25 protein-coding genes are annotated in these 25,725 nt (G+C 61.8%); 22 read left to right on the top strand and 3 right to left on the bottom strand.

Annotated elements, in window-relative coordinates; all coding sequences use genetic code 11:
- Window positions 1–6: 6 nt before the first annotated feature.
- Window positions 7–717 (top strand): ABC transporter ATP-binding protein, encoded by a 711-nt coding sequence (locus tag IE091_RS03725; RefSeq protein ID WP_039177339.1) that lies wholly within the window; start codon window positions 7–9, stop codon window positions 715–717.
- An 11-nt stretch (window positions 718–728) separates the two neighbouring features.
- On the opposite strand, the gene IE091_RS03720 is transcribed toward IE091_RS03725, so the two are convergent.
- On the bottom strand, window positions 729–1,280 hold the full coding sequence (locus IE091_RS03720; RefSeq protein WP_039177335.1) for a DUF2062 domain-containing protein: 552 nt from the start codon (window positions 1,278–1,280) through the stop codon (window positions 729–731).
- Window positions 1,281–1,375: 95 nt separating this feature from the next.
- Here IE091_RS03720 and IE091_RS03715 point away from each other — a divergent pair, with 95 nt between their 5' ends.
- The 7 genes from IE091_RS03715 to murB are packed head-to-tail and all read left to right on the top strand — an operon-like array spanning window position 1,376 to window position 8,942.
- Window positions 1,376–3,670: a DNA internalization-related competence protein ComEC/Rec2 gene (locus tag IE091_RS03715; protein ID WP_189462876.1), complete on the top strand. Its 2,295-nt coding sequence runs from the start codon at window positions 1,376–1,378 to the stop codon at window positions 3,668–3,670.
- 56 nt (window positions 3,671–3,726) lie between these two features.
- Window positions 3,727–5,463: a lipid A export permease/ATP-binding protein MsbA gene (msbA, locus tag IE091_RS03710; protein ID WP_039177328.1), complete on the top strand. Its 1,737-nt coding sequence runs from the start codon at window positions 3,727–3,729 to the stop codon at window positions 5,461–5,463.
- The gene (gene lpxK, locus IE091_RS03705) at window positions 5,460–6,476 is read left to right on the top strand and encodes a tetraacyldisaccharide 4'-kinase (protein ID WP_189462875.1); all 1,017 of its coding nucleotides are present in this window, start codon (window positions 5,460–5,462) and stop codon (window positions 6,474–6,476) included. The genes msbA and lpxK overlap by 4 nt, the downstream gene beginning before the upstream one ends.
- Window positions 6,469–6,678, top strand: a complete 210-nt coding sequence (locus IE091_RS03700) for a Trm112 family protein (RefSeq protein WP_026001654.1) — start codon at window positions 6,469–6,471, stop codon at window positions 6,676–6,678. Before lpxK ends, IE091_RS03700 begins: the two co-directional genes overlap by 8 nt.
- The gene (gene kdsB, locus IE091_RS03695; protein ID WP_189462874.1) at window positions 6,678–7,460 is read left to right on the top strand and encodes a 3-deoxy-manno-octulosonate cytidylyltransferase; all 783 of its coding nucleotides are present in this window, start codon (window positions 6,678–6,680) and stop codon (window positions 7,458–7,460) included. Before IE091_RS03700 ends, kdsB begins: the two co-directional genes overlap by 1 nt.
- Window positions 7,457–7,924: a low molecular weight protein-tyrosine-phosphatase gene (locus IE091_RS03690; RefSeq protein WP_189462873.1), complete on the top strand. Its 468-nt coding sequence runs from the start codon at window positions 7,457–7,459 to the stop codon at window positions 7,922–7,924. The genes kdsB and IE091_RS03690 overlap by 4 nt, the downstream gene beginning before the upstream one ends.
- A gap of 25 nt (window positions 7,925–7,949) precedes the next feature.
- Window positions 7,950–8,942 carry a UDP-N-acetylmuramate dehydrogenase gene (gene murB / locus IE091_RS03685; protein WP_189462872.1) on the top strand — a complete coding sequence of 331 codons (993 nt, stop codon included), beginning with the start codon at window positions 7,950–7,952 and terminating at the stop codon, window positions 8,940–8,942.
- Between the two features lie 53 nt (window positions 8,943–8,995).
- Here murB and rne read toward each other — a convergent pair whose 3' ends face one another.
- Window positions 8,996–12,325: a ribonuclease E gene (gene rne, locus IE091_RS03680; protein ID WP_189462871.1), complete on the bottom strand. Its 3,330-nt coding sequence runs from the start codon at window positions 12,323–12,325 to the stop codon at window positions 8,996–8,998.
- A gap of 699 nt (window positions 12,326–13,024) precedes the next feature.
- On the opposite strand from rne, the gene IE091_RS03675 reads away from it, so the two are divergent.
- From IE091_RS03675 to sppA, 3 genes are all read left to right on the top strand, one after another.
- Complete coding sequence (locus IE091_RS03675) at window positions 13,025–13,975, top strand: RluA family pseudouridine synthase (RefSeq protein WP_039177310.1); 951 nt, start codon at window positions 13,025–13,027, stop codon at window positions 13,973–13,975.
- A 10-nt stretch (window positions 13,976–13,985) separates the two neighbouring features.
- Complete coding sequence (locus tag IE091_RS03670) at window positions 13,986–14,636, top strand: HAD family hydrolase (protein WP_039177308.1); 651 nt, start codon at window positions 13,986–13,988, stop codon at window positions 14,634–14,636.
- 137 nt (window positions 14,637–14,773) lie between these two features.
- Window positions 14,774–15,889, top strand: a complete 1,116-nt coding sequence (gene sppA / locus IE091_RS03665; protein ID WP_189462870.1) for a signal peptide peptidase SppA — start codon at window positions 14,774–14,776, stop codon at window positions 15,887–15,889.
- A gap of 21 nt (window positions 15,890–15,910) precedes the next feature.
- On the opposite strand, the gene IE091_RS03660 is transcribed toward sppA, so the two are convergent.
- Window positions 15,911–16,513 (bottom strand): Maf family protein, encoded by a 603-nt coding sequence (locus IE091_RS03660; RefSeq protein WP_229800743.1) that lies wholly within the window; start codon window positions 16,511–16,513, stop codon window positions 15,911–15,913.
- A 174-nt stretch (window positions 16,514–16,687) separates the two neighbouring features.
- Between IE091_RS03660 and IE091_RS03655 the strand changes: the two genes are divergently transcribed.
- From IE091_RS03655 to IE091_RS03605, 11 genes are all read left to right on the top strand, one after another.
- On the top strand, window positions 16,688–17,236 hold the full coding sequence (locus IE091_RS03655; protein ID WP_039177300.1) for a YceD family protein: 549 nt from the start codon (window positions 16,688–16,690) through the stop codon (window positions 17,234–17,236).
- 36 nt (window positions 17,237–17,272) lie between these two features.
- Window positions 17,273–17,443, top strand: a complete 171-nt coding sequence (gene rpmF / locus IE091_RS03650) for a 50S ribosomal protein L32 (protein WP_009099300.1) — start codon at window positions 17,273–17,275, stop codon at window positions 17,441–17,443.
- A 41-nt stretch (window positions 17,444–17,484) separates the two neighbouring features.
- Window positions 17,485–18,495 (top strand): phosphate acyltransferase PlsX, encoded by a 1,011-nt coding sequence (plsX, locus tag IE091_RS03645; RefSeq protein WP_189462926.1) that lies wholly within the window; start codon window positions 17,485–17,487, stop codon window positions 18,493–18,495.
- A 149-nt stretch (window positions 18,496–18,644) separates the two neighbouring features.
- Window positions 18,645–19,604 (top strand): ACP S-malonyltransferase, encoded by a 960-nt coding sequence (gene fabD / locus IE091_RS03640; protein ID WP_189462868.1) that lies wholly within the window; start codon window positions 18,645–18,647, stop codon window positions 19,602–19,604.
- Window positions 19,605–19,655: 51 nt separating this feature from the next.
- Window positions 19,656–20,399 (top strand): 3-oxoacyl-ACP reductase FabG, encoded by a 744-nt coding sequence (gene fabG / locus IE091_RS03635; RefSeq protein WP_039177293.1) that lies wholly within the window; start codon window positions 19,656–19,658, stop codon window positions 20,397–20,399.
- Between the two features lie 124 nt (window positions 20,400–20,523).
- Window positions 20,524–20,757, top strand: coding sequence for an acyl carrier protein (gene acpP / locus IE091_RS03630; protein WP_008956801.1), 234 nt, complete (start codon window positions 20,524–20,526; stop codon window positions 20,755–20,757).
- Between the two features lie 195 nt (window positions 20,758–20,952).
- Window positions 20,953–22,191, top strand: a complete 1,239-nt coding sequence (gene fabF, locus IE091_RS03625) for a beta-ketoacyl-ACP synthase II (protein ID WP_039177283.1) — start codon at window positions 20,953–20,955, stop codon at window positions 22,189–22,191.
- Window positions 22,192–22,197: 6 nt separating this feature from the next.
- Complete coding sequence (gene pabC / locus IE091_RS03620) at window positions 22,198–22,998, top strand: aminodeoxychorismate lyase (RefSeq protein WP_189462867.1); 801 nt, start codon at window positions 22,198–22,200, stop codon at window positions 22,996–22,998.
- 35 nt (window positions 22,999–23,033) lie between these two features.
- Complete coding sequence (mltG, locus tag IE091_RS03615; RefSeq protein ID WP_039177276.1) at window positions 23,034–24,041, top strand: endolytic transglycosylase MltG; 1,008 nt, start codon at window positions 23,034–23,036, stop codon at window positions 24,039–24,041.
- A 54-nt stretch (window positions 24,042–24,095) separates the two neighbouring features.
- Complete coding sequence (tmk, locus tag IE091_RS03610) at window positions 24,096–24,749, top strand: dTMP kinase (protein ID WP_144983594.1); 654 nt, start codon at window positions 24,096–24,098, stop codon at window positions 24,747–24,749.
- On the top strand, window positions 24,740–25,723 hold the full coding sequence (locus IE091_RS03605; protein WP_039177270.1) for a DNA polymerase III subunit delta': 984 nt from the start codon (window positions 24,740–24,742) through the stop codon (window positions 25,721–25,723). The genes tmk and IE091_RS03605 overlap by 10 nt, the downstream gene beginning before the upstream one ends.
- Window positions 25,724–25,725 lie beyond the last annotated feature (2 nt).

The following is a 25,725-nucleotide window of genomic DNA, read 5'->3' as shown; positions in this document are numbered from 1 at the left end:
GCTCCGATGACTTCGACGATTACTCAACCACCCGCCGTCATGCTGGAATGCCGTGGCCTGACACGGGTGTATAGCGAAGGGCCGCAAGATTTGACGGTGCTGGACCAGCTGGACCTTCAGGTACATGCCGGGGAGCGCGTGGCCATCGTTGGCAGCTCCGGTTCCGGCAAGACCACGCTGTTGAACCTGCTGGGAGGGTTGGATCGCCCCAGTGAAGGCAGCGTGGTGATCGCTGGCGAACCGCTGTCGGAGCTGAACGAAGCCGCGCTTGGCAAATTTCGCAACCGCTACATTGGCTTCGTTTACCAGTTCCACCACCTGCTGGCCGAGTTCACTGCGCTGGAAAATGCCGCGCTGCCGCTGATCATTCGCGGCCAGGCGAAAAAGGTCGCCGAACAGCGCGCCTTGCAGCTGCTCGACCGGGTGGGCATGAAGGCGCGTGCCGACCACAAGCCTGGTGAGCTTTCGGGCGGCGAGCGCCAGCGTGTGGCCATTGCCAGGGCGCTGGTGACCGACCCGAGCCTGGTGTTGATGGATGAACCCACTGGCAATCTCGATCAGACCACCGCCAGCACCATTCTGGACTTGATGGATGAGCTGGCCAAGGAGAGCGCCTGTGCCTTCGTGATCGTGACTCACGATGTGAGCCTGGCAGCTCATCAGGATCGGGTCATGAAGCTGGATGGTGGGCGGCTCGTCGAGCAGCTCCAGAGTTAATCGCTCAGGGGTTAATCGTCGAACTGCGATTCGATGCAGGCTCTGCGCCGTCGCCTTTTCAGGCGGCGGCGTTTCCAGTTATGGGAGACGTGCCAGCGCCAGATGAGCCGAATTGCGACGTTGGCGATGAGGGCCAGTGCGATGGCAGTAATCAGTGAGCCCAGCAGGAGGGGCGGCAGGATGTCGTGCATCTGCTCGGCTATCCAGCGGGTCGAAATGCGTGATGGCGCCTCGCGTACCGGAGCGCCCAGCAAAAAAGTACCGATCCGGTAATTGATGTAGAAGATCAGCGGCATGGTCAGCGGATTGGTGACCCACACCAGGCCTACCGAGAGCGCCAGATTGCAGCGAGCCAGCCGTGCCCCCAGCGCGGCCACGACCATTTGAAAAGGAATGGGCAGCATGGCACAAAAAAGCCCGACACTGAATGCGTTGGCAACGCTGCGTCGAGTGAGTAGCCACAAACCTGGATCGGCAATCAACGGCGCCATGAAACGTAGCGATCGTTGGCGTCGGATGGTGTCCGGTTTAGGCATGTAGCGCTGCAGGAAACGGCGCGGCATGTCAGGTACTCTTGCTATTGGTGCAGGCTATTATCCACATAGCGCAGGGCTTAGGCTACGTTACTGAGGCGAAGAGTCTCGGCCAGGGAGGTGGAATGGGGCGAGGGAGTGCGGTGCCAGCGGCCTTGGCTGCGCTGTTGGGGGGTGCGCTGGCGGGTTGGCTGGGGGCCGAGCGGGACGCCACCCTGGCGCTGGCACTGCTGATGGTGGCTGCCGTAATCGTGGCGACGATGCGCCCACGCTGGTGGATATGGCTGGCGCTGGTGGCACTGATGGTGCTGACCCTTCAGCAGGAGTGGGGCAAGCGACTGCCCGACGGCTTGAGCGGCCAGGACCTGACCCTGGAGGCCCGCGTGCTCCACGTGCAAAGAGAGGACGGCGGCAGCCAGCGTTTGAGGCTGGCGGTAGAAGCGTGCCGCTCGCCGGAGTCCCTGCTGCCCTGTGATCGGCTGAAGCAAGTGCGGGTCAGCGCCTACTCGGCTTTTCCCTCGTCTGCCACCCAGTCCAGTGCGGTTTACGCCGTTGGCGAGCGCTGGCAGCTGACCGTTCGGCTGCGCCCACCCAGAGGCTTTGCCAACCCCAACAGCTTTGACTATGCCCAGTGGCTGTGGCGTGAAGGTATTCATGCCACTGGCTATGTACGCAACGACCCTGCGCCCGAACGTTTGTCGGAGGCGCCTTTCCAACTACGCCAGCAGGCGGTGGCCTACCTGGAGAGTACTGCGCCAGAGGCGCGTACCCAGCGCTGGCTGGCTGCGTTGACGCTGGGCGATAGCGACCAGCTGACGCAGCAGGACTGGGCGCTGTTGAATGCCACCGGCACCACGCACCTGGTGGTGATTTCCGGTTTGCACGTTGGCCTGGTGGCGTCCTTTGCGCTGCTGTTGGCCCGCTTGGCAGCACGGCTGATGACTCCCGGTGACTGGCGCCTGCGCGTCTGGCCCTGGTGGGTGGCGGGGGCGGCTGCCGTGGGCTATGCACTGCTGGCAGGGCTGGCACCTCCTGCCATGCGCGCCATGATCATGACCCTGCTGGGGCTATGGGTGTTGAGCGGGCGCCATGCGCCAGGCCCCTGGCAGGCCTGGTGGCTGGCCCTCGCCGTTATCGTGGTGGCCGACCCGCTCTCTCTATGGCGGCCCGGCTTGTGGCTGTCGTTCGTGGCGGTGGGCTGGCTGATCGTGATCTGGCAGGGGCGCCCTCGCCCTCGGGGTATCAAAGGCTGGTGCTGGGCGCTGCTGCGTTCCCAGCTGTTGCTGGCCCCGCTGATGGCGGCGGCGGTTCTGTTGGCATTTGGCCGAGTGGCGCCCGCGGCTCCGCTGGTCAACCTGTTGGCCGTACCTTGGGTCAGCTCGATCATGGTGCCTTCGGCGCTGCTGGGGTGGCTGCTCGCGCCGCTGCCGGGCATTGGGCTGGCAGCCTGGTGGGTGTTCACACAGGCGCTGGCGCTGTTCCATTATCTACTGGAGGCCTCGTTGGCCCTGGCACCGCTGTGGCAGCCACCGCCCGAGCACGTTTACCCGTTGGCACTGGCCTGGCTGCTGCTGGCGCTTGGCTGGGGATTGCCCGCCACGCCCAGCGGGGTGCGCATACTGGTCACGCTATTGGCGCTCAGCGCTCCCTGGTGGCCAAGTGAACGCGTCGAAGAGCGTCGGCTGGTCGTCACCGTGCACGATGTGGGGCAGGGCCAGCTGGTCGAGCTGCGCAGCGCCGATTATCGGATGCTTTACGACACGGGGCCGCGTTTTCGCAGCGGTTTCATGCCCTTGCAAACGCTCTGGCCGCCTGGTCAGGCCTTCGACCTGGTGGTGGTCAGCCATGCCGATACCGACCACGCAGGCGGCGTCGAAGCGTTGCGGGACGAACATCAGGTGGCGGACTGGCGTGCTCCGCTGGACGAGCCGCTGATCGTTGCCAGCACGCCCTGTGAGCAGGGCCAGCAGTGGCAGCAGGAGGGGATCATCTATCGTTTCCTCTGGCCCCCGGCAGGACATCAGCAGCTCTCTTCCAATGACCGCTCCTGCGTGCTGGAAGTCCAGGTGGGAGAGCATCGGCTGCTGATCACCGGTGATGTGGGGCGTCAGGTGGAACGCCACTTGCTGCCCTTGTTGGCCGGTGACGTCACGGTGCTGGTGGCGGGCCATCACGGCAGTCACACCAGCTCCGGTGTGCAGTTCGTCCGTGAAGCGATACCTCGGCATGCCATCTTCAGTGCCGGACGCGATAATGCCTTCCAGCACCCGGCCGATGAGGTGGTACGGCGCTTCCGCCGCCAGCACAGCTGCCTGTGGAGTACCGCCCATGATGGCGCGGTGCGTATCCGCCTGGAACCGGGGGTGCCCGTGCAGATAGATACCCAGCGGCGTGTCCCCGGTGGCCAGAAGCGGTGTTGAAGCGGGCCACCATAGGGTAGAATCGCCCCCACTGCACACTACTGCCGGGAGCGCGTGTGACTGATTCAGGTTGGGTACTCTATAAACGCTTGTTGAGTTATGTGAAGCCACACTGGCGCGCTTTTTCGCTGGCCGTGGTCGGGTTTCTGATTTACGCCGCGTCCAGCACTGCGCTGGCCGAGATGATGAAGCGCCTCATCGATGGCATTCAGAATCCCGATGCCGCGTTTCGGCTTTTCCTGCCCTTGTTCGTCGTGCTGATGTTCGCAGCCCGAGGGTTGGGTACTTTCCTCAGTACTTACTTCATGGCCTACGTAGGGCGCTATGTGATTCATACGCTGCGCTGTAACGTATTCGATCACATGCTGCATTTGCCGGGGCGCTTCTTCGATCACCACTCCAGCGGGCATCTGGTGTCGCGGGTGACCTACCATGTCGAGCAGGTTGCCGGGGCAGCGACCAACGCGGTGACCATCATTCTCCGTGAAGGACTCTTCGTGGTGGGCCTGATTGGCTACCTGTTCTGGACCAACTGGATGCTCACTCTGCTGTTCATGGGCGTGACGCCGTTGATTGCCGGTGTGGTGAGTTACGTCAGCAAGCGCTTTCGGCGCATCTCCAAGCGCATCCAGCACTCCATGGGCGATGTGACGCACGTGGCCTCGGAAGCCCTCTCGGGGTATCGCGTGGTGCGCACCCATGGTGCCGAAGCCTATGAAAAGCAGCGCTTCGAACGTGTCAGCGAAGAGAATCGTCGGCAAAGCATGAAAGAAGCCATGACCCGGGCGGTCAGCTCGCCGGTGATTCTGATGCTGGTGGCCATTTCCATGGCCCTGCTGGTATGGCTGGCCATGGCCCCTCGTTTGATGGCCAACATGACGCCCGGTGAATTCGTTGCCTTCATTACTGCCGCTGCGCTGATGATCAAGCCGGTACGTCAGCTCACTGAAGTGAACAGTGAGATTCAGAAGGGCATTGCTGCTGCTGCCGAGCTGTTCGGTCTCATGGACCTGACCCCGGAGCGCGATGAGGGCGACGTGGTGCCGAGCCGTTTGACTGGCGAGGTGGTCATCGACCATGTCAGCTTCCGCTACGCCGACGACCAGCCCAACGTGCTGCACGATATTCAGCTGCGCGTCGCCCCCGGCGAATTGGTCGCTATCGTAGGGCGCTCGGGAAGCGGCAAGTCTACCCTGGTGAGCCTGCTGCCGCGCTTCTATCGACCCACCGAAGGCCAGATCCTGATCGATGGCATCGATGCCGACCGCTACGCGCTGGGGCCGCTGCGGCAGCAGATAGCGCTGGTTTCCCAGCAGGTCACCCTGTTCAATGCCACCATCGCCGACAATATCGCGTATGGCGTGGAAAATCCGGACATGGCCGCCGTGAAAGCTGCCGCAGAAGCCGCCTACGCCAGTGAGTTCATCGAGAAACTGCCGGAAGGCTATCTCACCGTGGTAGGCGAAAATGGGGTCATGCTCTCGGGCGGGCAGCGCCAGCGGTTGGCGATTGCCCGAGCCATCTTCAAGGATGCGCCGATTCTGATTCTGGACGAGGCCACGTCGGCGCTGGATACCGAATCCGAACGCTATATCCAGAAAGCTCTGGAGCGGGTCTGTGAGGGGCGTACCACGCTGGTGATCGCCCACCGCCTGTCGACCATCGAGCGTGCCGACCGCATTCTGGTCATGGATCAGGGGCGTATCGTGGAGCAGGGCACCCATCAGGCGCTGCTGGAAAAGTCAGGTGCTTATGCGGCCCTGCACCAGCTTCAGTTTCAGGAGCACGAGTGAGCCTGGCGAAGCGCTGGTTGGACGCCGCCTACGGGGGAAGCCCGTGGCTGGCGCCGCTGTTTCCGCTAGGCAATTTATACCGTTATCTTATGTGTCGTCGAGCGCGCGAATACCGACGGGGGCGCAAGCCCGTCTGGCGGGCGGAGGTGCCGGTGATCGTGGTCGGCAATATCACCCTGGGCGGCACCGGCAAGTCACCGCTGGTGGCCTGGTTGGGGCGCTGGCTGGTCGCGCAGGGCTACTCGCCAGGCATCGTGACCCGGGGGTATGGTGGCACCGCACCCCATTATCCGCTTCATGTCACGCCCACCACGGACCCCGCGCATAGCGGTGACGAACCGCTCATGCTGGTTCAACAGACCGGGCTGCCCGTCATCGCAGACCCGCAGCGGGCTCGGGGCGCCCGAGCGCTGGTCGAGATGGGCTGCGATATCGTGATCAGCGATGACGGCTTGCAACACCTGGCACTGGGGCGCGATATTGAACTGGTGGTGGTCGATGGCAGCCGTGGGCTGGGCAACCAGCGCTGCCTGCCTGCAGGACCGCTGCGCGAAGGCGTTGCTCGCTTGCAGCAAGTGGATGCGGTGATCGTCAATGGCACGCTGACGGCTCCCTTGCCGGTGCCTTCGGTGTCCATGCAGCTGGTGCCCCAGGGCTGGCGCAAGCTGGCCAGTGGCCAGCACTACCCGCTGGCTCCCTTGCCCTTTACGCTGCCAGCACATGCGCTGGCGGGGATCGGCAACCCGCAGCGCTTTTTCAAGACCCTCGAAACGCTGGGGGTCCACGGGGAACAGCACCCCTTGGCGGATCATCACGCTTTCGATGAGCGAACCTTCAAGCCCATGGCCTTCGGGCCGGTGGTCATGACGGCCAAGGATGCGGTCAAATGCCGTGAGTTGGCCCCGGCGGACAGCTGGGTGCTGGAGGTGGAAGCACGGCTTCCAGAAGAGTTTGAAGATTGGCTGGCTTCCAGGCTGGCAGAACTGACACAAAGGGGAAGCACCGATGGATAAGGAACTGTTGGCAATGCTGGTTTGCCCGCTCTGCAACGGCAAGCTGAAGTATCAGCGCGACGCACAGGAGTTGTGCTGCCACTATGATGGTCTGGCCTATCCCATCCGAGACGGGATTCCGGTGATGCTGCCTGAAGAAGCGCGACAGATGGACGCCGATGAGAAGCTGGCCACTTCACCTGGCCGTACTGGGGAGGTGTGATGGGCTCTGCGGCGCAATTCATCGCGGTCGTCCCGGCGCGGTTCGGCTCTTCACGGCTGCCTGGCAAGCCGCTTCTGGATATCGCCGGTGAGCCCATGGTGGCCCACGTATGGCGTCGTGCCTGCGAGAGCCAGGCGCAGCGAGTCATCGTGGCCACTGACGACGAGCGTATCCGTGAGGCCATGCAGGCCTACGGCGCGGAAGTGGTCATGACCCGGGCCGACCATCCCTCCGGCACGGACCGGCTGGCCGAAGTGGCCGAACAGCTCTCACTGGCGGGTGACACGCTGGTCGTCAACGTGCAGGGTGATGAGCCATTGATTCCTCCCGTGTTGATCGACCAGGTAGCCCAGCGGCTGGCAGACGATCCTGAGGCGGCCATGGCCACTTTGGCCGAGCCCATCGGCGATGTGGATACGCTATTCAACCCCAATGTGGTCAAGGTGGTGCGTTCACTGCAAGGGCGCGCGCTCTATTTTTCCCGAGCGCCGATCCCTTGGGACAGAGAGCAGTTCAAGACTCAGCCCGATTTGCTCACCACCGATGCCTGGCTGCGCCATATTGGCATCTACGCTTATCGTGCCAGCTTTCTGGCCACCTACCGTGATCTGACGGCGTCCAGCCTGGAGCAGTTGGAACAGCTCGAGCAGCTGCGTGTATTGCAGCACGGTCATGCCATTCAGGTGGCGCTGGCCGCGGCTGCGAACCCGGCGGGGGTCGATACCCCTGAGGACCTGACACGGGTACGCGCCTTGTTGACGTCATCGGAGGATCGTTCATGAAGCGCGTGCTGTTCGTCTGTTTAGGCAATATTTGCCGCTCGCCCACGGCGGAAGGCGTTTTTCAGCAGGCCGTGGTGCGAGCAGGGCTGGATGACCGCATCACCATCGACTCCTGCGGAGTAGGTGACTGGCACGTGGGGAAAGCCCCAGACCCCCGCTCCCAGGCGGCGGCGCGACAACGAGGTATCGAGATTGGCCATCTTCGCGCTCGCCAATTGAAAGTCAGTGACTTCCACGAGTTCGACTACGTGCTGGGCATGGATCGCGAAAACCTCGCCGCCATGCGTGCTCTGCAACCGGCCAATAGCCAGGCCCAAGTAGGGCTGCTGCTCGATTACGCAGGGCTGCCGCAGAGCGATGTGCCTGACCCCTATTACGGTGGCGACGAGGGGTTCGAGCAAGTGCTGGACTTGATCGAGCGTGCATCGCAGGGTCTGCTCGATGAGTTGCAGCGTGAACGCTAGCGCTGTCTCCCGCCCTGAGGTTCTGATGGCATCCTGGGATCTGACCCAGGCCAATACGCTGCGCTTGCCCTGTGTGGCCGAACAGTACGCGGCGCCGACCACGCTGGCGGCGTTGCAGGACGTGTTGCATCAGGCACGGCAGCAGCGGAGGCCGATGACGCTGCTCGGGGGGGGCAGTAACGTCCTGTTGCCGAGCCAGTTGTCAGGAGTGGTCATTCGTCCTTCGCTCCGGCAGTGGTGGTTGGAGCGGCGTGGCCGGGAGGTGCTGGCCTACGTAGGGGCGGGGGTGAATTGGCACGCCCTGGTGATGGCGCTGGCAGCGCGTGGTCTGTGGGGCTGTGAGAATCTGGCGCTGATCCCCGGTGACTGTGGGGCCGCTCCGGTGCAGAACATAGGTGCCTATGGTGTCGAACTGGCCGACGTGCTGGCGGCGGTGCAGGTGGTCGAGCTGGCCACGGGGGAAGTGCGCTGGCTGGATGCCGAGGCGTGTCAGTTTGGTTATCGAGACAGTCTCTTCAAACGTGAGTTGGCAGGCAAGGTGGTCATTACGCAGCTCGTCTTGCGGCTCTCGGAAACGCCCAATCCGCAATTGGGGTATGGCGACCTGGCCGCACGTGTGTCTGCCGCGCCTGACCCGCTGGAGGTGGCGCGTGCCGTCTGCGCCATTCGCCAGCAGAAACTGCCGGACCCCGCCGTGCTGGCCAATGCCGGCAGCTTCTTCAAGAACCCGCTCGTGAGCGGTGACCATGCCCAGCGGCTGTTGAACGACTATCCTGGTATGCCGCATTTTCCCCAGCCCGATGGGGTGAAGCTTGCGGCCGGATGGCTGATCGATCAGTGTGGCCTGAAAGGGCACCGCCAGGGGGCGTTTGGCGTGCATCAGCATCAGGCGCTGGTGCTGGTGCACTTTGGTGGCGGTAACCGTGCAGAGCTGCTGGCGTTTGCGGATGTCGTTGCAGATGCGGTCGCCGAACGTTTTGGCGTCAGGCTGGAAGCGGAGCCACGAGTGATCTCTTGACGCTAGCGCATAAAAAAACCCCGCCGAGGCGGGGTTTTTTATGGCTGTCAGCATTACTCGGGTGAGTTTTGCTGGGCCTGCTGCTTGCGCTGTTCACGCGGGTCGTTATGAGCCCGGCGGCGGCGACGACGTGGCTTGGAGGCCTCCTCGTCAGCGGCAGGCTCGCCACTGGCATTGGCGTCGGCCGCTGCCTGAGGGGCTTCGGGGGCTTTCTCTGCTGCTGCGTTTTCTGCAGCAGGCGTCGAGCGCTCCTGAGCCGCTTCCGTGGGCGCTTGCTCCTCGGCCGTGGCGGGCTTTTCCTCAGTGGTGACGGAAGATTGCGCTTCAGTGGCTGCTGAGGTGTCTTCTGCTGCTACTGCGGAAGACGCTTTTGAAGGCTCCTCCTCAACGGCTGCTGAGACTTTTTCTTCAACTACTGCAGAAGATTTTTCTTCAACCACCGCAGAAGATTTCTCTTCAACCACCGCCGAAGGCTCTTTCTCTACCGCCGCTGAGGGCTCTTTCTCTACTACCGCTGAAGGCTCTTCAGTAGTGGCGGAAGATTGGCTCTCATCGGCAGAAGGTGCTTCTGCCACGGTCGTTGAAGGCTTTTCTTCAGTAACCGCTGAGGACTTCTCTTCAACCGCCGCTGAAGGCTCTTTCTCTACCGCCGCTGAGGGCTCTTGATCAGCCGCCGAGGTTGGTTGTTCCTCACGTGGCGCTGTCGGCTCTTCTGTGGCTGCGGCGGGGGTACCGTTGTCGTCTCCAGACGCGTTGGCTTCCTTGGCCGCTTCGTCGCGAATGGCCGGTTGACGGCGCTGGCGCGTTGACTTGCGTGCTTTGTCCGCACTGCTGGCGCGAGCGGTGGCCGTGGTGTCCTCTGCCGCGGCCTCTTCGGTGGCCTCCTGACGTGTGTCAGTGTGCGCTTCTGCCGCTTCGTTTGGCGATTGAGCCGCGGGCTCTTGCGTGGCTGTCTCTTGAGCAGCGGTTGCTTGAGTCGCCGTTTCTGGCGCTGACGCGGCTTTCTTTGCAGGCGTTTCAGCATCTGCCTCCGCTGGGGCAGGGGCTTCCTCGGGTGCCTGCTGGGCTTCTGCCTGGAGCTTCAACTGCTCGGCTTCGGCCTGTGGGCTCAGTGCCTGCTTGCGTGAACGCTGGCGCGGGTTGTTGCGCGTGCGCTTCGGTTTGCCGTCATCCTTTTGCGGCTCGTCCTGCTGAACGGCCTCCGAGCGGCTATCGTCGTGCTTGGGTTTGTTGTCGCGGGGTTTCTCGCGACGCTGTTCCGGCTGCGGGGCGCTGCTGGCAGCATCGTTCTGCGACGACTCCTTGGCAGTCTCTTTCTGACGCGCGTTGCGGGGCGTGCTTTCCTGAGCCCGGCCGTCGTCCTGCTGCGGATGACGGCGACGGTTGCGTGTGCGGCTAGGGCCGCTGCGCTTGTCGTTTGCATCGTCGTTGCGGGCAGCAGGTGCCTTGGTGGTCTCGTTGCGCTGGTCGCGTGAGGCGCTGTTTTCCTGACGCTCGGGTGCTGAACGCTCCTGGGGCTGGCGCTCCTGAGACTGGCGCTCTTGCGCAGGCTTCTGGCGACGCTCATTGCGCGGCGGGCGGCTTGGGGCTGCCGGCTGCTCGGGCTTGCGGTTCGTCGAGCTGGCTTCCTGAGAGGCTGTCGTGCTGGTCTCATCGCCACCCAGCAGTTTGGCAAAACCGCGAATGAAGCGGCCCAGTACGCTGGGCTGTTCTGCGGGCGCCACGGCTGCGGCTGGTTTGGCAGGCGCTTCTTCGGTTTGCAGCGACTCGGGGGCCGGAGCGTTGTGAGCGATGCTCTTGACCGCGGCTTCTGCCCGCTGAGCCGGAGCCGCGAAGCTGGGAGGCGGCTCTTTGCCAATCTCGGTGTCCGTGGAAAGCTCGAAGCTCGATAGGGTGTGGCTGTCGTCTTCGTCCAGGTGGTCATCGCGCAGGCGCTGAACGTCGTAGTGCGGGGTGTCCATGTCCGGGCTGGGCAGAATGACCACGCGTACGCCCTGGCGTGACTCGATATCCGCCAGCACGCTGCGCTTTTCGTTGAGCAGATAAGTGGCGACCGGCACGGGCAGGATGGCGCGGATCTGGGCGCTGCGCTCTTTCATGGCCTCTTCTTCGATCAGGCGCATGATGGAGAGGGACAGCGAGCGCACATCGCGGATGGTGCCCTGGCCGTTACAGCGCGGGCAGACCACGCCGCTGGTTTCACCCAGCGAGGGACGCAGGCGCTGGCGCGACATTTCCATCAGGCCGAAGCGCGAAATGCGGCCGATCTGTACGCGGGCGCGATCCAGCTTGAGCGCATCACGCATGCGGTTTTCGACTTCACGCTGGTTGCGGGCAGGGCCCATGTCGATGAAGTCGATGACCACTAGCCCACCGATGTCGCGCAGGCGGAGCTGGCGAGCAATCTCGTCGGCGGCTTCGGTGTTGGTCTGCAGGGCGGTCTCTTCGATATCGCTGCCGCGGGTGGCGCGGGCCGAGTTGATGTCGATGGAGACCAATGCTTCGGTGTGATCGATGACGATGGAGCCGCCAGAGGGCAGCTTCACTTCCCGCTGGTAGGCCGTTTCGATCTGAGATTCGATCTGGAAACGCGAGAACAGCGGCACTTCATCGGCATACAGCTTGATCTTTTGCTGGTAGGAGGGCATCACCTGGCGGATGAACGCCAGCGCCTCGGCGTGGATGTCGGGACTGTCGATCAGCACCTCGCCAATGTCCTGGCGCAGGTAGTCGCGCATGGCGCGGATGATGACGTTGGATTCGCGGTAGATCAAAAAAGGCGCAGGGCGCTTGGCGGACTCGGTGGTGATCGATTCCCACACCTGTACCAGGTAGTCCAGGTCCCACTGCAGCTCCTCGGAGCTGCGGCCAATGCCGGCGGTACGCACGATCAGGCCCATCTTGTCGGGTACTGTCAGCTGGCCCATGGCATCCTTGAGCTGGCTGCGGTCATCGCCTTCGATACGCCGCGATATGCCACCGGCACGAGGGTTGTTGGGCATCAGTACCAAAAAGCGTCCGGCCAGGCTGATGAAGGTGGTCAGGGCAGCGCCCTTGTTGCCACGCTCTTCCTTGTCTACCTGGACGATGACTTCCTGGCCCTCTTTCAATACTTCCTTGATGTTGGGGCGGCCCGAAACATCCTTGATGAAGTATTCGCGAGAGATCTCTTTCAGCGGCAGAAAGCCGTGGCGCTCGGCGCCAAAGTCGACGAAGGCGGCTTCTAGGGAGGGTTCTACCCGGGTGATTTTGCCCCGGTAGATGTTGGCTTTCTTCTGTTCGCGTGCGCCGGACTCGATATCCAGATCGTAAAGGCGCTGTCCGTCTACCAGGGCGACCCGCAGCTCTTCGGGCTGGGTCGCATTAATAAGCATCCGTTTCATGTGGTCTCACGTAGCATGTCGTGCCGTCAAACGAGGAGTCGTCGACGAACCGCTGTGTGCTGCGTGCTTGTGCTCGGCGCATGGCTATGCTGACGCATCAAGCCGGGAAGGCATCGTAGCCGACCCGGCCAAATAGGGCGTTGAGTACGTGGCGGAGGCAGAACGTGTTTCGGTGGCTGTCACGTCCATCCGGCTCTGCTGACACCGCCTACACCTGGCATTCATCGATTCGTCAACGCCGGCTGTCGGCACAGCGTTGATCTTTGCGCCCCGGCATGACAGCGCCTTGTGACGAATAAGGTAACTGCCTGGCAGGGGCGTAACGTTTTATTGCCAGTCGTGGCTGGCGATATTCTTTTCGCTCTGCCGCGGTCAAGCGACAGAGTTGCTGCATTTCATTACGTAGGAAGCAGGCAATGCGTACACTGCCGAAGGCTTCGTTGCTCTGACCTGCATGTTGGTCGGGCAGGTGCCTAGGCTGACGTGACGGACAATTCGCTAGACGACAATTTGCCATGCAAGGCGGCTTATTGCGTTTCAGATCAGCAAGTCACGTTGGCCGATGAGCGTCTTGGAATATAACAGTAAAGAGAAGCGCCAGCAATTGACGCAATGGGGTAAGGTCTACGCTAGAATGCCGCTTTTCAATCAAGGTCACTGGCCATCATGTGGCGTGGATGACACTAGGAGTGCACGGTAATGTCCGAAGGGCGTGAAGTACAGTGGGTGGAAATCGCCCCGGAGCAGGCGGGTCAACGAATCGACAATTTTCTCATGACTCGATTGAAGGGCGCTCCACGGGCGCTGATCTACCGTATCGTGCGCAAGGGTGAAGTTCGAGTGAACAAGAAACGCGTGAAAGTGGACTATCGCCTGCAGGGGGGAGACCTCGTTCGCGTGCCGCCGTTGCGCCTGGCGCCCAAGGAGGCGGTCAAGGAGGTCAGCGATAACCTGCGCGACGTGTTGGTGGGTAGTGTCATCATGGAAGGGCCGGACTGGATGGTGTTGAACAAGCCTTCTGGCTTGGCGGTGCATGGTGGGAGTGGCGTCAAGATCGGTCTGATCGAGGCATTGCGTCAGGTGCGTGACGACTTGAGCTTTCTCGAGCTGGTCCATCGTCTGGATCGTGACACCTCTGGATGCCTGCTGTTGGCCAAGTCGCGTGAGGCGCTGGTGACCCTCAACGAGGCGCTCAAGAAACACGGTATGGACAAGCGCTACCTGGCGTTGGTGGCAGGGCGCTGGCCTGCCAGAAAGACCTATGAAAGTGCTCGGCTGGACCGTTTCGATGCTGGAAATGGCGAGCGCCGTGTACGGGTGGATCCCAACGGCAAGGTGTCGCGTACTCACTTTTCCGTTGTGGAAACCTTCGAGAAAGTGACGCTCATCGAGGCCGAGCCGGTGACTGGGCGTACCCATCAGATTCGTGTACACGCTGCTCACGCGGGGCACGCTTTGCTGGGCGATGACAAATACGCGACGCGTGAAAGCGAGCTACTCTCCAGGCAGCTGGGTTTGGGGCGCTTGTTCCTGCATGCGCGCTCATTGACCTTTCCCGAGCCTGGTAACGGTCGTCCGGTGACGGTCAAGGCGCCGCTGCCTGAAGCGCTGGAAGAGACGCTGGCGCGTGCGCGTCAGCCGAGCAAGTAGGGGGAGCCAGATGCGTTACGAACTGATCATCTTCGACTGGGATGGGACGCTGATGAATTCGGTGCCCAAGATCGTGTCGTGCATGCATGCCGCTGCGGCGGATGTACGCTGGCCGCCCCTGGAAGACAGCGCCATCGAAAACATCATTGGTCTTGGCCTGCCTGAAGCCATTGCAACGCTGTGTCCAGGCATCTCTCCGGAGCAGGCAGAGCGCTTGCGCCAGCGCTACTCGCATCACTTTGTGAGTGGCGACACGACGCCCATGCCTTTTTTCAACGGTGTCGAGGAGCAGTTGGCCAAGCTGCGCCAGCGTCCCCGGCAGCGGCTGGCCGTGGCCACGGGCAAGAGTCGTCGCGGCCTGGATCGTGTCTTTCGAGAAACCGATAGCGGCCAGTGGTTCGATGCCAGTCGTACCGCAGACGAAACCCGCTCCAAACCCCATCCGCAGATGCTGCTGGAGCTGCTCGCCGAGCTGAATACGCCGGTAGAGCGTGCGGTGATGGTGGGTGATACCGAATACGACCTGGAGATGGCACGTGCCATCGGCATGGATCGTGTCGGTGTGACCTATGGGGTGCACTCTGCCGAGCGGCTGGCGGCGTGCCAGCCTGTGTGGATGGCGGATGACATTCCCGCGCTGTTCGAATGGTTGCATGGCTGACGCTGGGTGACAAAGGGGCTGAGTTCTGCATGGCTACTCTGTATAGCCACTTGTGCATGGCCACTTTCAAGCTTGGGTCAGGAAGACAGACAGTATGAGAGACGTCGTATGAGGGGTGTCGATATGAGGGAGATAGCATGAGCGACGACCAGTCACGCGATAGAGAGCGAAGCGCTCCCTCCCACGAAGCGTCGTCGGGAAGCGCGAAGGATCCATGGACACAGGGCCCGCAAGTCGCTGCGACCGAATCGAAAGCATCGGCCGCAGGTGAGCCGAGCGACGATGCCGAAACGCTGCGCGAACGTCAGCGTCTGGCCCAGCTGGAAATGATGGACCGCTGGATTGGTGGCGTCTTGACCGAGCAGCGCCGGGCGCGGCGGTGGAAGCTGTTTTTCCGTTTCGTCGTATTGACGCTGGTGCTGGTGTCGATCACCACGACGCTTTACCGCGTGTTCGTCGCAGAGCCGGCCTCAAGCGTGCCGGAGCAGCAGCATCTGGCGTTGGTCGAGGTGCAGGGCGTCATTGCCAGTGATGCGCCCGCCAATGCCGAACGCATCATTCGCGGCTTGAATCGTGCCTGGGAGAGCGAGAGCGCGGCGGCAGTCGTGCTGCATATCGACAGCCCCGGCGGGAGCCCGGTGCAATCCCAGCGCATCCATGCGGAAATCATGCGGCTGCGTGACCTGGGAGACAAACCCATCCTGGCGGTCATCGAAGACGTGGGGGCCAGCGGTGCCTACTATATCGCGTCGGCGGCGGATGAGATCATTGCCTCTCCCGCCAGCCTGGTGGGTTCCATAGGCGTCATCTACGCAGGCTTTGGTTTCCAGGAGGCGATCGATCGGCTGGGCGTGGAGCGGCGTGTCATGACCGCTGGGGAGAACAAGGCGTTTCTTGATCCGTTCCAGCCGCTCGATGAGGAGGTGGTTCAGTTCTGGCAAACGGTGCTGGCGCAGACCCATGAGCAGTTCATTGCAGACGTCCGGGCCGGGAGAGGCGAGCGATTGAGTGGCGATCCTGAGATTTTTTCCGGGCTGGTATGGAGCGGCGAGCAGGCGCTGGCGCTGGGGCTGGTGGATGAGCTGGCCAGTCTCGAGCAAGTGGCGCGAGCGCGTATCGGAGAAGCCGAGTGGGAGAATTACACGCCTCGGCTGGACCCCTTCGAGCGCCTGACGCGTCGTTTTACCCAGGCGGCAGCGGAAGTGCTGGGGGTGGAAAGCGCCCGCTCGCCGCTGCGCTTCCAGGCCCCCTAGTGGTAAGCCTCCAGATCGTGACTATGCTGCACCGAGCGGGTCCAGGCCTGCCTGGCGCAGCATGTCGCAAAGAGCGATCAACGGCAGGCCGATGAGCGTATTGGGGTCGCGCCCTTCCAGGCGCTCGAACAGCGTGATGCCGAGTCCTTCCATGCGAAAGCTGCCCGCACTGTCCAGCGGTTGCTCCAGGGCCACATAGCGTTCGATTTCGGCATCGCGCAGGTGGCGAAACACGACATCGAACGTCTCTATATGCACCAGGTGGCGCTGCTGGCGGGTATCCAGTAGTGCCAGGCCTGTCAGGAAGCTGACGCGCTGGCCTGAGAAGCGTTTTAGGTTGGCGCAGGCGCGCTCGGCGGTATGAGGCTTGCCCAGTACGTCGCCTTCGAACAGCGCAATTTGATCCGACCCGATGATGCAGTGTGCCGGAAACGATTCGGCGACGGCGTGTGCCTTGCTCAGCGATAGTCGATGCACCAGGGCTTCTGGTGTTTCATGGGGCAGCGGTGTCTCATCGATATCCGGCGATTGGCACTGATAGGGGAGCTGTAATCGGTCGAGCAGGGCTTGTCGCGAGCGTGAGCTGGAGGCCAGTACCAGCGTGGCATTGGGGGCGAGGGGCACGATACTCTCCTGTGAAGGGCAAGATTTGGGCGATCGAAAAGAAAAAACGCATCGCCGACAGTGTAGCGAAAAGCCCTGGCGCATGCCTGCAGAGGCTGTCTGCGAACAGAAACTGTCAAGAATTATGCCGCTGGCTTTGACACCGGCGGGGCGAGTGCCTATCATTGCGCGCCTATGTTGACCTCACAACTCCCCAGCCGGGTTGAGCCTTATAAGCTTGCAGCCCGCCGCGAACGACTCGAAGGCCTGGTAGCGTTGAACAAGCTGCCTCGTCTGGCTGAAGAAGCCGGTGACCAAACGGGTGACTGCCACGTCACTCTTGAGTTTGGTGTCGATGCCCAAGGTCGTCGCGAAATTCGTGGTTCCCTGAAAGCGACCTTGGCGCTGCCTTGTCGTCGTTGTCTGGTGCCGCTGAGCCAAGACGTGTCGAGTGAATTCCTTCTGGGAATGATTTCAGACGAAGCGTTGGCTGCCGAGCTGCCTGCCAGTCATGAGCCTGTGCTGGTGGAAAACGAACAGCTGGACTTGCTGACGGTAATCGAGGATGAGTTGATCCTCAGCTTGCCGCAGGTGGTCTATCACGATGAGACCGAATGCCATGTCTCGGCGGAGCAGCTGGTCAGCAAGACCGAAGGCGCAGCGGACGAGTCCGCTCCTGCCAAAAACCCTTTCGCGGTGCTCAATGCTTTGAAAAGCAGTGGCGCTTTGAAAGGCAAAAAGTAAGCATCACTTACCCTACATACCTTGGAGTAAACACCCATGGCAGTTCAACAGAACCGTAAAACTCGTTCCAAGCGCGGTATGCGTCGTAGCCACGATGCGCTGAGCGCCCCGACCCTGTCTCAGGACAAGGAAACCGGCACGACTCACCTGCGTCACCACGTTTCTCCGGACGGTTTCTACCGTGGTCGCAAGGTGGTTGAGGTTTAAGCCTCACTCGACCTTTCGCGCGGCCAGTCAGCGTGAGTGCAGTGCGCCTGGCGATTGATGTCATGGGGGGTGACCAAGGCCCCCGTGCCATTGTCGAAGGCTCTGCGAGGGCAGTGGTGGAAAATCCTGTTCTCGAACTTGCTCTGTTTGGCCCGCATCAGCGCATTGTCGCTGAGCTTTCGCGCTTGCCGCAGCCCTTGGCTGCGGCAGTGTCACGTTTGGCGGTCATCGACGCGCCTGATAGCGTGGCGCCCGACGCTACCGCCGCCTGGGCGTTGCGCCGCGGCCAGCACACCAGCATGGCCTCCATGCTGCGCCATGTGTCGGCTGGGCACGCCGTTGCGGGGGTCAGCGCAGGCAATACCGGAGCGCTGGTGGCGCTTGCAAGGCGTGAGCTGGGCATGCTGGCGGGGTTTTCCAGGCCAGCGATCAGCACCGCCATTCCTGCACGATCAGGGGGGCGTTGCTATCTGCTTGATCTGGGTGCCAATGTCGATTCCCCCGCAGAACGGTTGGTAGATTTTGCCGTCATGGGGGCGGCCATGGCGCAATGCATGGACGGTATCGAACGTCCGCGCGTGGCGCTATTGAACGTTGGCTCGGAAGCCACCAAGGGCAGTGCCACGGTGCGCGAGGCAGATGCCTTGATTCGTCGTCATGCAGACCCTGGTTTCGACTATTGTGGCTATGCTGAGGGGAGTGATGTCTTTCAGGGTCAGCTGGACGTGGTCGTGTGTGATGGCTTTGTCGGCAATGTGATGCTCAAGGCAAGTGAAGGTTTGACTCGTATGCTGGTCGAGCGTGTTCAGATGGCGTTTGAATCGCGCCTCACTGGGCGGCTGGCAAGTCTACTGGCCAAGCCTGTACTCAAGCGCCTCAAGCAAGAGCTGGATCCGGTGCGCTATAACGGAGCCAGCCTGCTTGGGTTGAAGCATATCGTGGTGAAAAGTCATGGCGGAGCCCAGGCAGACGGCTTTTATTATGCCATTTTGCGGGCACTGCATGAGGTGGAGCAGGCCCTGCCTGCCCAATTGGCAAAGCGTTTTTGCTGATGCCGCCGTGAGTGTATGACAATAAACGATATACGACTTTGCGGGTTATTGGAGGCAGCAGGAGATGCCGACACCCGTTGTCAAACGGGGACAATAGCTACGCCTATCGCTCAATTGAGCAAATGCCTACAAGAGCAAAGGTGAACGACATGTCTCAACCCCTTGCCCTCATTTTTCCCGGGCAGGGCTCTCAGCAGCTTGGAATGCTGCGAGAGCTGGCCGAGCGCTACAGCGTAGTGGGAACGACCTTTGAGGAAGCGTCAGATGCGTTGGGCTACGATTTGTGGAAAGTAGTCCAGGAAGGACCTGAAGATGCATTGAACGCGACCGCGTGCACCCAGCCGGCGCTGCTGACCTCCAGCGTGGCCATCTGGCGTGTATGGCAGGAGTTGGAAGGACCGCGCCCCAACATGATGGCTGGCCACAGCCTGGGCGAGTACAGTGCCATGGTGTGTGCCGGTGTCATGGGGTTTGCCGAGGGTGTGCAGCTGGTACGCCTGCGCGGTGAAGCCATGCAGCAGGCGGTGCCCGCTGGTCAGGGGGGGATGGCGGCCATCCTCGGGCTGAATGATCAGGCGGTAGAAGACGCCTGTGCGCAAGCAGCCCAGGGCGACGTGGTCGCTGCGGTCAACTACAATTCGCCTGGCCAGGTGGTCATCGCGGGCAGCAAGGCAGCCGTAGAGCGTGCTATCGTTGCCTGCCAGGAGGCGGGTGCCAAGCGTGCTCTGTCCCTGCCGGTCTCTGTGCCTTCGCACTGTGCGCTGATGAAGCCTGCGGCCGAGCAGTTGGCCGAGGCCATGCAGAAGATTGAACTGCGTGCACCGCGCTATACGGTGGTTCAGAATGTAGATGCCCAGGCGCATGCCGATATCGATACGCTGCGCACGCGGCTGATCGAACAGCTTTATCAGCCGGTGCGCTGGTCTGCCTGCGTCGAAGCGATGACCGAGCAAGGGGCGAGCGTGTTTATCGAGTGTGGTCCTGGTAAGGTGCTGACCGGCTTGAACAAGCGGATCGTGCGCAGTGCCAAGGGGTTGGCGGTCAATGACCCGGATAGCCTGGATGCCGCGCTGGAGTTGGCTCGCGAAGCGTTGGCAGATGGTGCGTGACCAGCGGTTGTTTTCTGCTACCTTTGCTAGTTTGGTGAAAGGATAAACGTAATGACGCAAGAAAAACGAGTGGCGCTGGTCACTGGCGCCAGCCGAGGTATCGGGCGAGCCATTGCTCACGAGCTGGGTCGCCAAGGGCGCATCGTGGTGGGAACCGCCACCAGTGAGTCGGGTGCCGAGAAAATCGATGCCGATCTCAAAGCCAATGGTATCGAAGGCGCTGGCCTGTGTCTGAACGTGACCGATCAGTCCAGCATCGATGAGGTGTTGAAGAGCATTACCGAGCGTTTCGGTGCGCCGACCATTCTGGTCAACAATGCCGGTATCACTCGTGATAACCTGCTCATGCGCATGAAGGAAGAGGAGTGGGATTCCGTCATGGATACCAACCTCAAGTCGGTCTATCGTGTCAGCAAGGCTTGTTTGCGCGGCATGACCAAGGCACGCTTTGGTCGTATCGTGTCGATCAGCTCGGTGGTGGCGACCATGGGCAACCTGGGGCAAGCCAACTACGCGGCTGCCAAGGCGGGCATGGAAGGGTTCAGTCGTGCACTGGCCCGTGAAGTTGCCTCGCGTGCGATCACGGTCAATGCCGTGGCACCGGGTTTCATCGCGACCGACATGACCGAAGCGCTGCCGGAGGCGCAGCACGAGATGCTGCTCAAGCAGATTCCGCTCGCTCGCCTGGGTGGGCCGGAAGAGATCGCCGCCGCAGTAGGGTTCTTGACCAGTGATGCTGCAGGTTACATCACGGGTGAAACCCTGCATGTCAACGGCGGTATGAATATGCGTTGATGGCCTTGAGACTGGCGGTTGCGTCAGCTTGAGGGCGTCTATAAACTACCCCGCAGCTTTTGGCTTGCGGTTTCCAAATAGCTGGTTATCTATAACGGCTAATGTGAACGACTGGAGTACGTTGATGAGTACTATTGAAGAGCGCGTTAAAAAAGTTGTGGCAGAGCGCCTGAACGTAAAAGAAGAAGATATCCAGAATAGCTCTTCTTTCACAGAAGACCTGGGTGCTGACTCTCTGGACACCGTTGAACTGGTGATGGCGTTGGAAGAGGAATTCGACACCGAAATTCCTGACGAAGAAGCCGAGAAGATCACCACGGTTCAGGAAGCCATCGACTACGTGAACGCCCACCAGTAAGGGCTCGGTCGACGCTGTGAACCAGGGTGGCAAGCTGTCCACCCATGTTAAAAAAGCCGTCCTGATATGGGGCGGCTTTTTTGCTTTGCGGTCACAATGAATATAACGTGCAATCTCCGTTATACTAGTCACCAATTTTGTGCTGCAAGATGACCCGGACGGGTCGTGTCACCAAGGATGCCTGGAGGAAAGCTGATGGCGCGAAGAAGGGTAGTGGTAACTGGGTTAGGCCTGGTGACCCCAGTGGGCAACAACGTGGCTGAATCGTGGGCGAATATCGTCGCCGGTAAAAGTGGAATCGCAGCCATTGAGCATTTCGATACCAGCGGTTTCAACACGCGGTTTGGCGGTTCGGTCAAGGACTTCGATATCAGTCCTTATCTGAATCCGAAAGATGCCCGCAAGATGGATCTATTCATTCAGTACGGCATGGCAGCCGGAGCCCAGGCCATTAAGGATTCTGGCATCGAGTGCACCGAAGAGAATGCCGAGCGGATTGGTGTGGCGGTGGGTTCGGGCATTGGCGGCCTGCCGATGATCGAGCAGAACCACAGTGCGCTGCTCAAGGGGGGCGCTCGTCGCGTGTCGCCGTTCTTCGTTCCGGGATCCATCATCAACATGATTTCCGGCAACATGGCCATTCAGCATGGCTTCAAGGGCCCCAATATCGCGATTACCACGGCCTGTACGTCGGGTACTCACAATATCGGCTACAGTGCGCGTACCATCGCCTATGGCGATGCCGACGTGATGGTGTGTGGTGGCGCGGAAATGGCCACCACGCCTTTGGGCCTGGGGGGCTTTTCGGCGGCGCGTGCCCTGTCCACTCGTAATGACGACCCGCAAGCGGCCAGCCGCCCCTGGGATCGGGATCGGGACGGTTTCGTGCTGTCCGATGGGGCAGGCATTCTGGTGCTGGAAGAGTATGAGCACGCCAAGGCACGCGGGGCGCATATCTATGCGGAGCTGGCGGGCTTTGGCATGAGTGATGATGCTTATCATATGACTGCCCCGCCGGAAGATGGCCGAGGCGCTGCGCTTTCCATGAGCAACGCCATCAAGGACGCAGGTATCGACCCCTCCGACGTGGATTATATCAATGCCCATGGTACCTCGACGGCCGCAGGCGATCTGGCCGAAAGTCGTGCCGTCGAGAAGGTGCTGGGGAGCGCTGCTCAAGACGTGGCGGTCAGTTCGACCAAGTCCATGATTGGCCACCTGCTGGGCGCGGCCGGTGCGGTCGAGGCGGTGTTCAGTATCCTGGCAATTCGTGACCAGGTGGCACCGCCCACCATCAACCTGGATAACCCCCAGGAGGGCTGTCGCCTCGACTACGTGCCCCACACTGCCCGCGACATGCGCATCGATATCACGCTCTCCAACTCCTTCGGGTTTGGTGGCACCAACGGTTCGCTGCTGTTCAAGCGGGTATAGCGCGTCATGACCATGCCTTGTGTGCCGTTCGATGACCGAGGGCTGGCGTATGGGGATGGCCTGTTCGAAACGGTGCTGCTTCGTGAAGGGCAGCCCGTGCTGTGGTCATACCATCAGGCAAGATTGGCCTCGGGGTGCCAGCGGCTTGGTATCCCGATGCCTGCTGATTCAGCACTTGCCGATACGTGGAAAACCCCAGCAGAGGCACCTCTGGAGGTGCTCAAGGTCATCGTGACCCGGGGCAGCGGGGGGCGTGGTTACGCGCTCCCCGATCCAGTAGCGCCAAGGCTGCTGAGTCGTAGAACGCCCTTCGCTGCCAGCCCCGAGCGCTGGCAGCAGGGGGTGCGCGTGCGCTTATGCCAACTGCGGCTGGGTCACCAGCCGCAGTTGGCGGGCATCAAGCACTTGAACCGCCTCGAAAACGTGCTTGCCCGCCGAGAATGGCGGGCAAGTGCCATTGCTGAAGGGCTGCTGCTCGATCACAGCGATAACGTCATCGAAGCGACCAGCATGAACCTGTTCTGGCAATCGGGTCAGGCGTTGTTCACGCCCTTCGTCGATGGCTGCGGCGTCGCAGGAACGCTGCGGGCTGCGCTGCTGGAGCTGGGGCATGTCAGGGAGAGCAAGCTGCCTGTGAGCGTGCTCTCCAGCGTCGAGCGCCTTTGGGTGGGCAACTCTGTGCAAGGCGTGTGGCCCGTGCATCGGTTGGATGACCCGCAGGGCAGCATCTTGCGTACCTGGCCGGAGGTGCAAGGCCCCGACCCGTTACAGCGGGTGGCCCATCCGCTATTGGGCTATCCAGCCTGAATAGCCAACAACGACTTTGAAATCACTGAGGTGACATCGTGAAACGGTTTCTTATCGCCGTGGGGCTGATCATTGCGCTAGGCGTTGCCGCAGTGGCCGGTGGCTACGCCTATTGGCAGCATCGTCTGGCGGCGCCTATTGCGCTGGATGAGCCAGCGCTTTACCAGGTGCCTGCCGGTGCAGGCTTCAATCAGGTGCTTCGTCAGTTGGAAGCGGAAGGCATTATCCAGGCGCGCTGGCCCTTCCAACTGCTGGCGCGGCTGGAGCCCGAGCAAGTGCCGCGTCTGCGGGTAGGTGAATATCAGCTGGTGCCGGGCATGAGCGGTATGGAGTTGGTGGCACTGCTGGGCAGCAACAACGTGGTGACGTACCCGTTGACCATCCCGGAGGGGTGGACCTTCCGCCAGATGCGCGCTTTGCTGGACAGTGCCCCGAAGCTGGAAAATCGCACCGCCGAGATGAGCGATGACGAGGTCATGGCCTTATTGGGGCGTGAAGGCACGTTTCCTGAGGGTTGGTTCTTTCCGGATACCTACCGCTACCACCTGGGCATGAGCGATGTGGATATTCTGCGCCAGTCGCTGAGCCGCATGGAGCGAATCCTGGAAGAGGTCTGGGAGCAGCGTGATGACGACCTGACCATCGATACCCCCTACGAGGCGTTGATCATGGCGTCGTTGATCGAACGCGAAACCGGTGCGCCGGAAGAGCGTCGTGAAATCGCCGGGGTGTTCAAGCGTCGTATGGAGCAGGGCATGCGGCTGCAGACCGACCCGACCATCATCTATGGCATGGGCGAGCGTTATCAGGGGCGCATTACTCGCGCCGACATCCGCGAGGCAACCCCCTACAATACTTACGTGATCGATGGCCTTCCGCCCACGCCCATCGCCATGCCGGGGCGCGCCTCGCTGGAGGCGGCGGTGAATCCGTTGCCGGGTGAAACGCTCTACTTCGTTTCCCGTGGCGATGGTACGCACCACTTTTCGCGCACCCTGCGCGAGCACAACAATGCGGTGAATCGCTATATTCGCAACCGCTGACACACAGATCATGGCGAGCATTATCATGGCGTATCTATTCCGTAAGGGGCAGCAATGAGCAAGCGTGGTCGCTTCATCACCCTGGAGGGTGGTGAGGGCGTCGGAAAATCTACCAACGTGGCGTTCGTGGAGGCCTGGCTGAAAGAGCAGGGGCTCGACGTAGTGCGAACCCGTGAGCCCGGTGGCACGCCGCGTGCCGAAGCCATTCGCGAGCTGCTGCTGGATCCTGCACCTCAGGAGCCGCTGAGCGTGGACGCTGAGCTACTGCTGGTCTTCGCGGCCCGAGCACAGCATCTGGCCGAAAAAATCGTGCCGGCTCTGGAGCGCGGGGCCTGGGTGGTCTGTGACCGCTTCACCGATGCCACCTTTGCGTATCAGGGTGGCGGGCGTGGCATCGATCCGGCGCGCATTGCTCAGTTGGAGTGCTTCGTTCAGCAAGGGCTTTCTCCGGATTTGACGCTGCTGCTGGACATGCCCGTCGAGGCTGCCCGACAACGCCTGGAAGGGCGGTTGCGTGATCTCAACACCCAGCGCGACCGTTTCGAGCAGGAGCATGCCGCGTTTTTCAGCGCCGTGCGTGAGGCTTACCTGGCGCGGGCCCAGGCGGCACCGCAGCGCTTTGCCGTGGTCGATGCGGCACAGCCTCTCGAAGGCGTGCAGGCGGCCATTGCGCGCGCACTGGAAGCACGGATGGCGCAATGGTCGTGAATGATGTCTTGCCGTGGCACCAGGCGACGTGGCGGCAGCTGGTGCGCCTGTCCGACAGCGGTCGCATGCCCCATGCGCTGCTGCTCAGCGGCGCCCATGGGGTGGGCAAGCAGCAGCTTGCCGAAGCGCTGATCGCACGCACGCTGTGCGCGCAGCCCGGTGACCAGGCGTGTGGTCATTGCCATGCCTGCCATATGCTGGCGTCAGGCTATCACCCCGACCTGCTGAGGGTGTCGCCGGAGGAGGGCAAGCGTCAAATTCGCATAGACCCCATTCGCGAGGTCAACCGTTTCGTGTCACAAACGGCGCAGCAGGGCGGCTACCGAGTCATCGTCGTGTCACCGGCGGAGGCCATGAACATCGCGGCGGCCAATGCGCTGCTCAAGAGCCTCGAGGAGCCAGGTGAAAAGACGCTGTTCATTCTGCTCTCCGATGTACCCTCTCGCACGCTGCCCACCATCCGTTCGCGCTGCCAGCAGTGGGCGCTACCCAGCGTGGCATTCGACGAGTGCCGTGGCTGGCTGACCCAGCAGTTGGGCGGTGACGAGGCACACTTCTGGTGGCAAGTTTCAGGCGGACTGCCCTTGCTGGCGGTGGAGCTGGCGGCGCCGGAGGAGCGGGCGCTACGCCATCAGATTCATGACTGCTTCGAGCAGCTGGTCAGGGGTGCCGAACCGGTGGCGGAGGCGGCGAGGTTGGATCGTCAGGCGATCGATTCGATCTTGTGGTACGGTATCGCCTGGCTTGAAGACTTGATCCGGCTGGGGCTGTCGGGCGAGCAAAGCGCGTTGCACAATCCCGATCTTGCGCCATTGTATCGACAAGCCGTCAAGAATGGCCGGGTTCAGGACTGGTTTCGACTGCTCGATTACGCCCGCGAGCAACGTCGGCTACTGGCCGTGGGAGCCAACCCCAATCCGCAACTGGTGCTGGAGGCCTGGCTGGTACGTTGGTCGGCCCTGCTGCGCTCATGACA

The organism is Vreelandella hamiltonii (assembly GCF_014651775.1).
GTDB classification, from domain to species: domain Bacteria; phylum Pseudomonadota; class Gammaproteobacteria; order Pseudomonadales; family Halomonadaceae; genus Vreelandella; species Vreelandella hamiltonii.
Note: the sequence above shows the minus strand (reverse complement) of the source record. Positions and strands in the feature narration are given on the sequence as shown.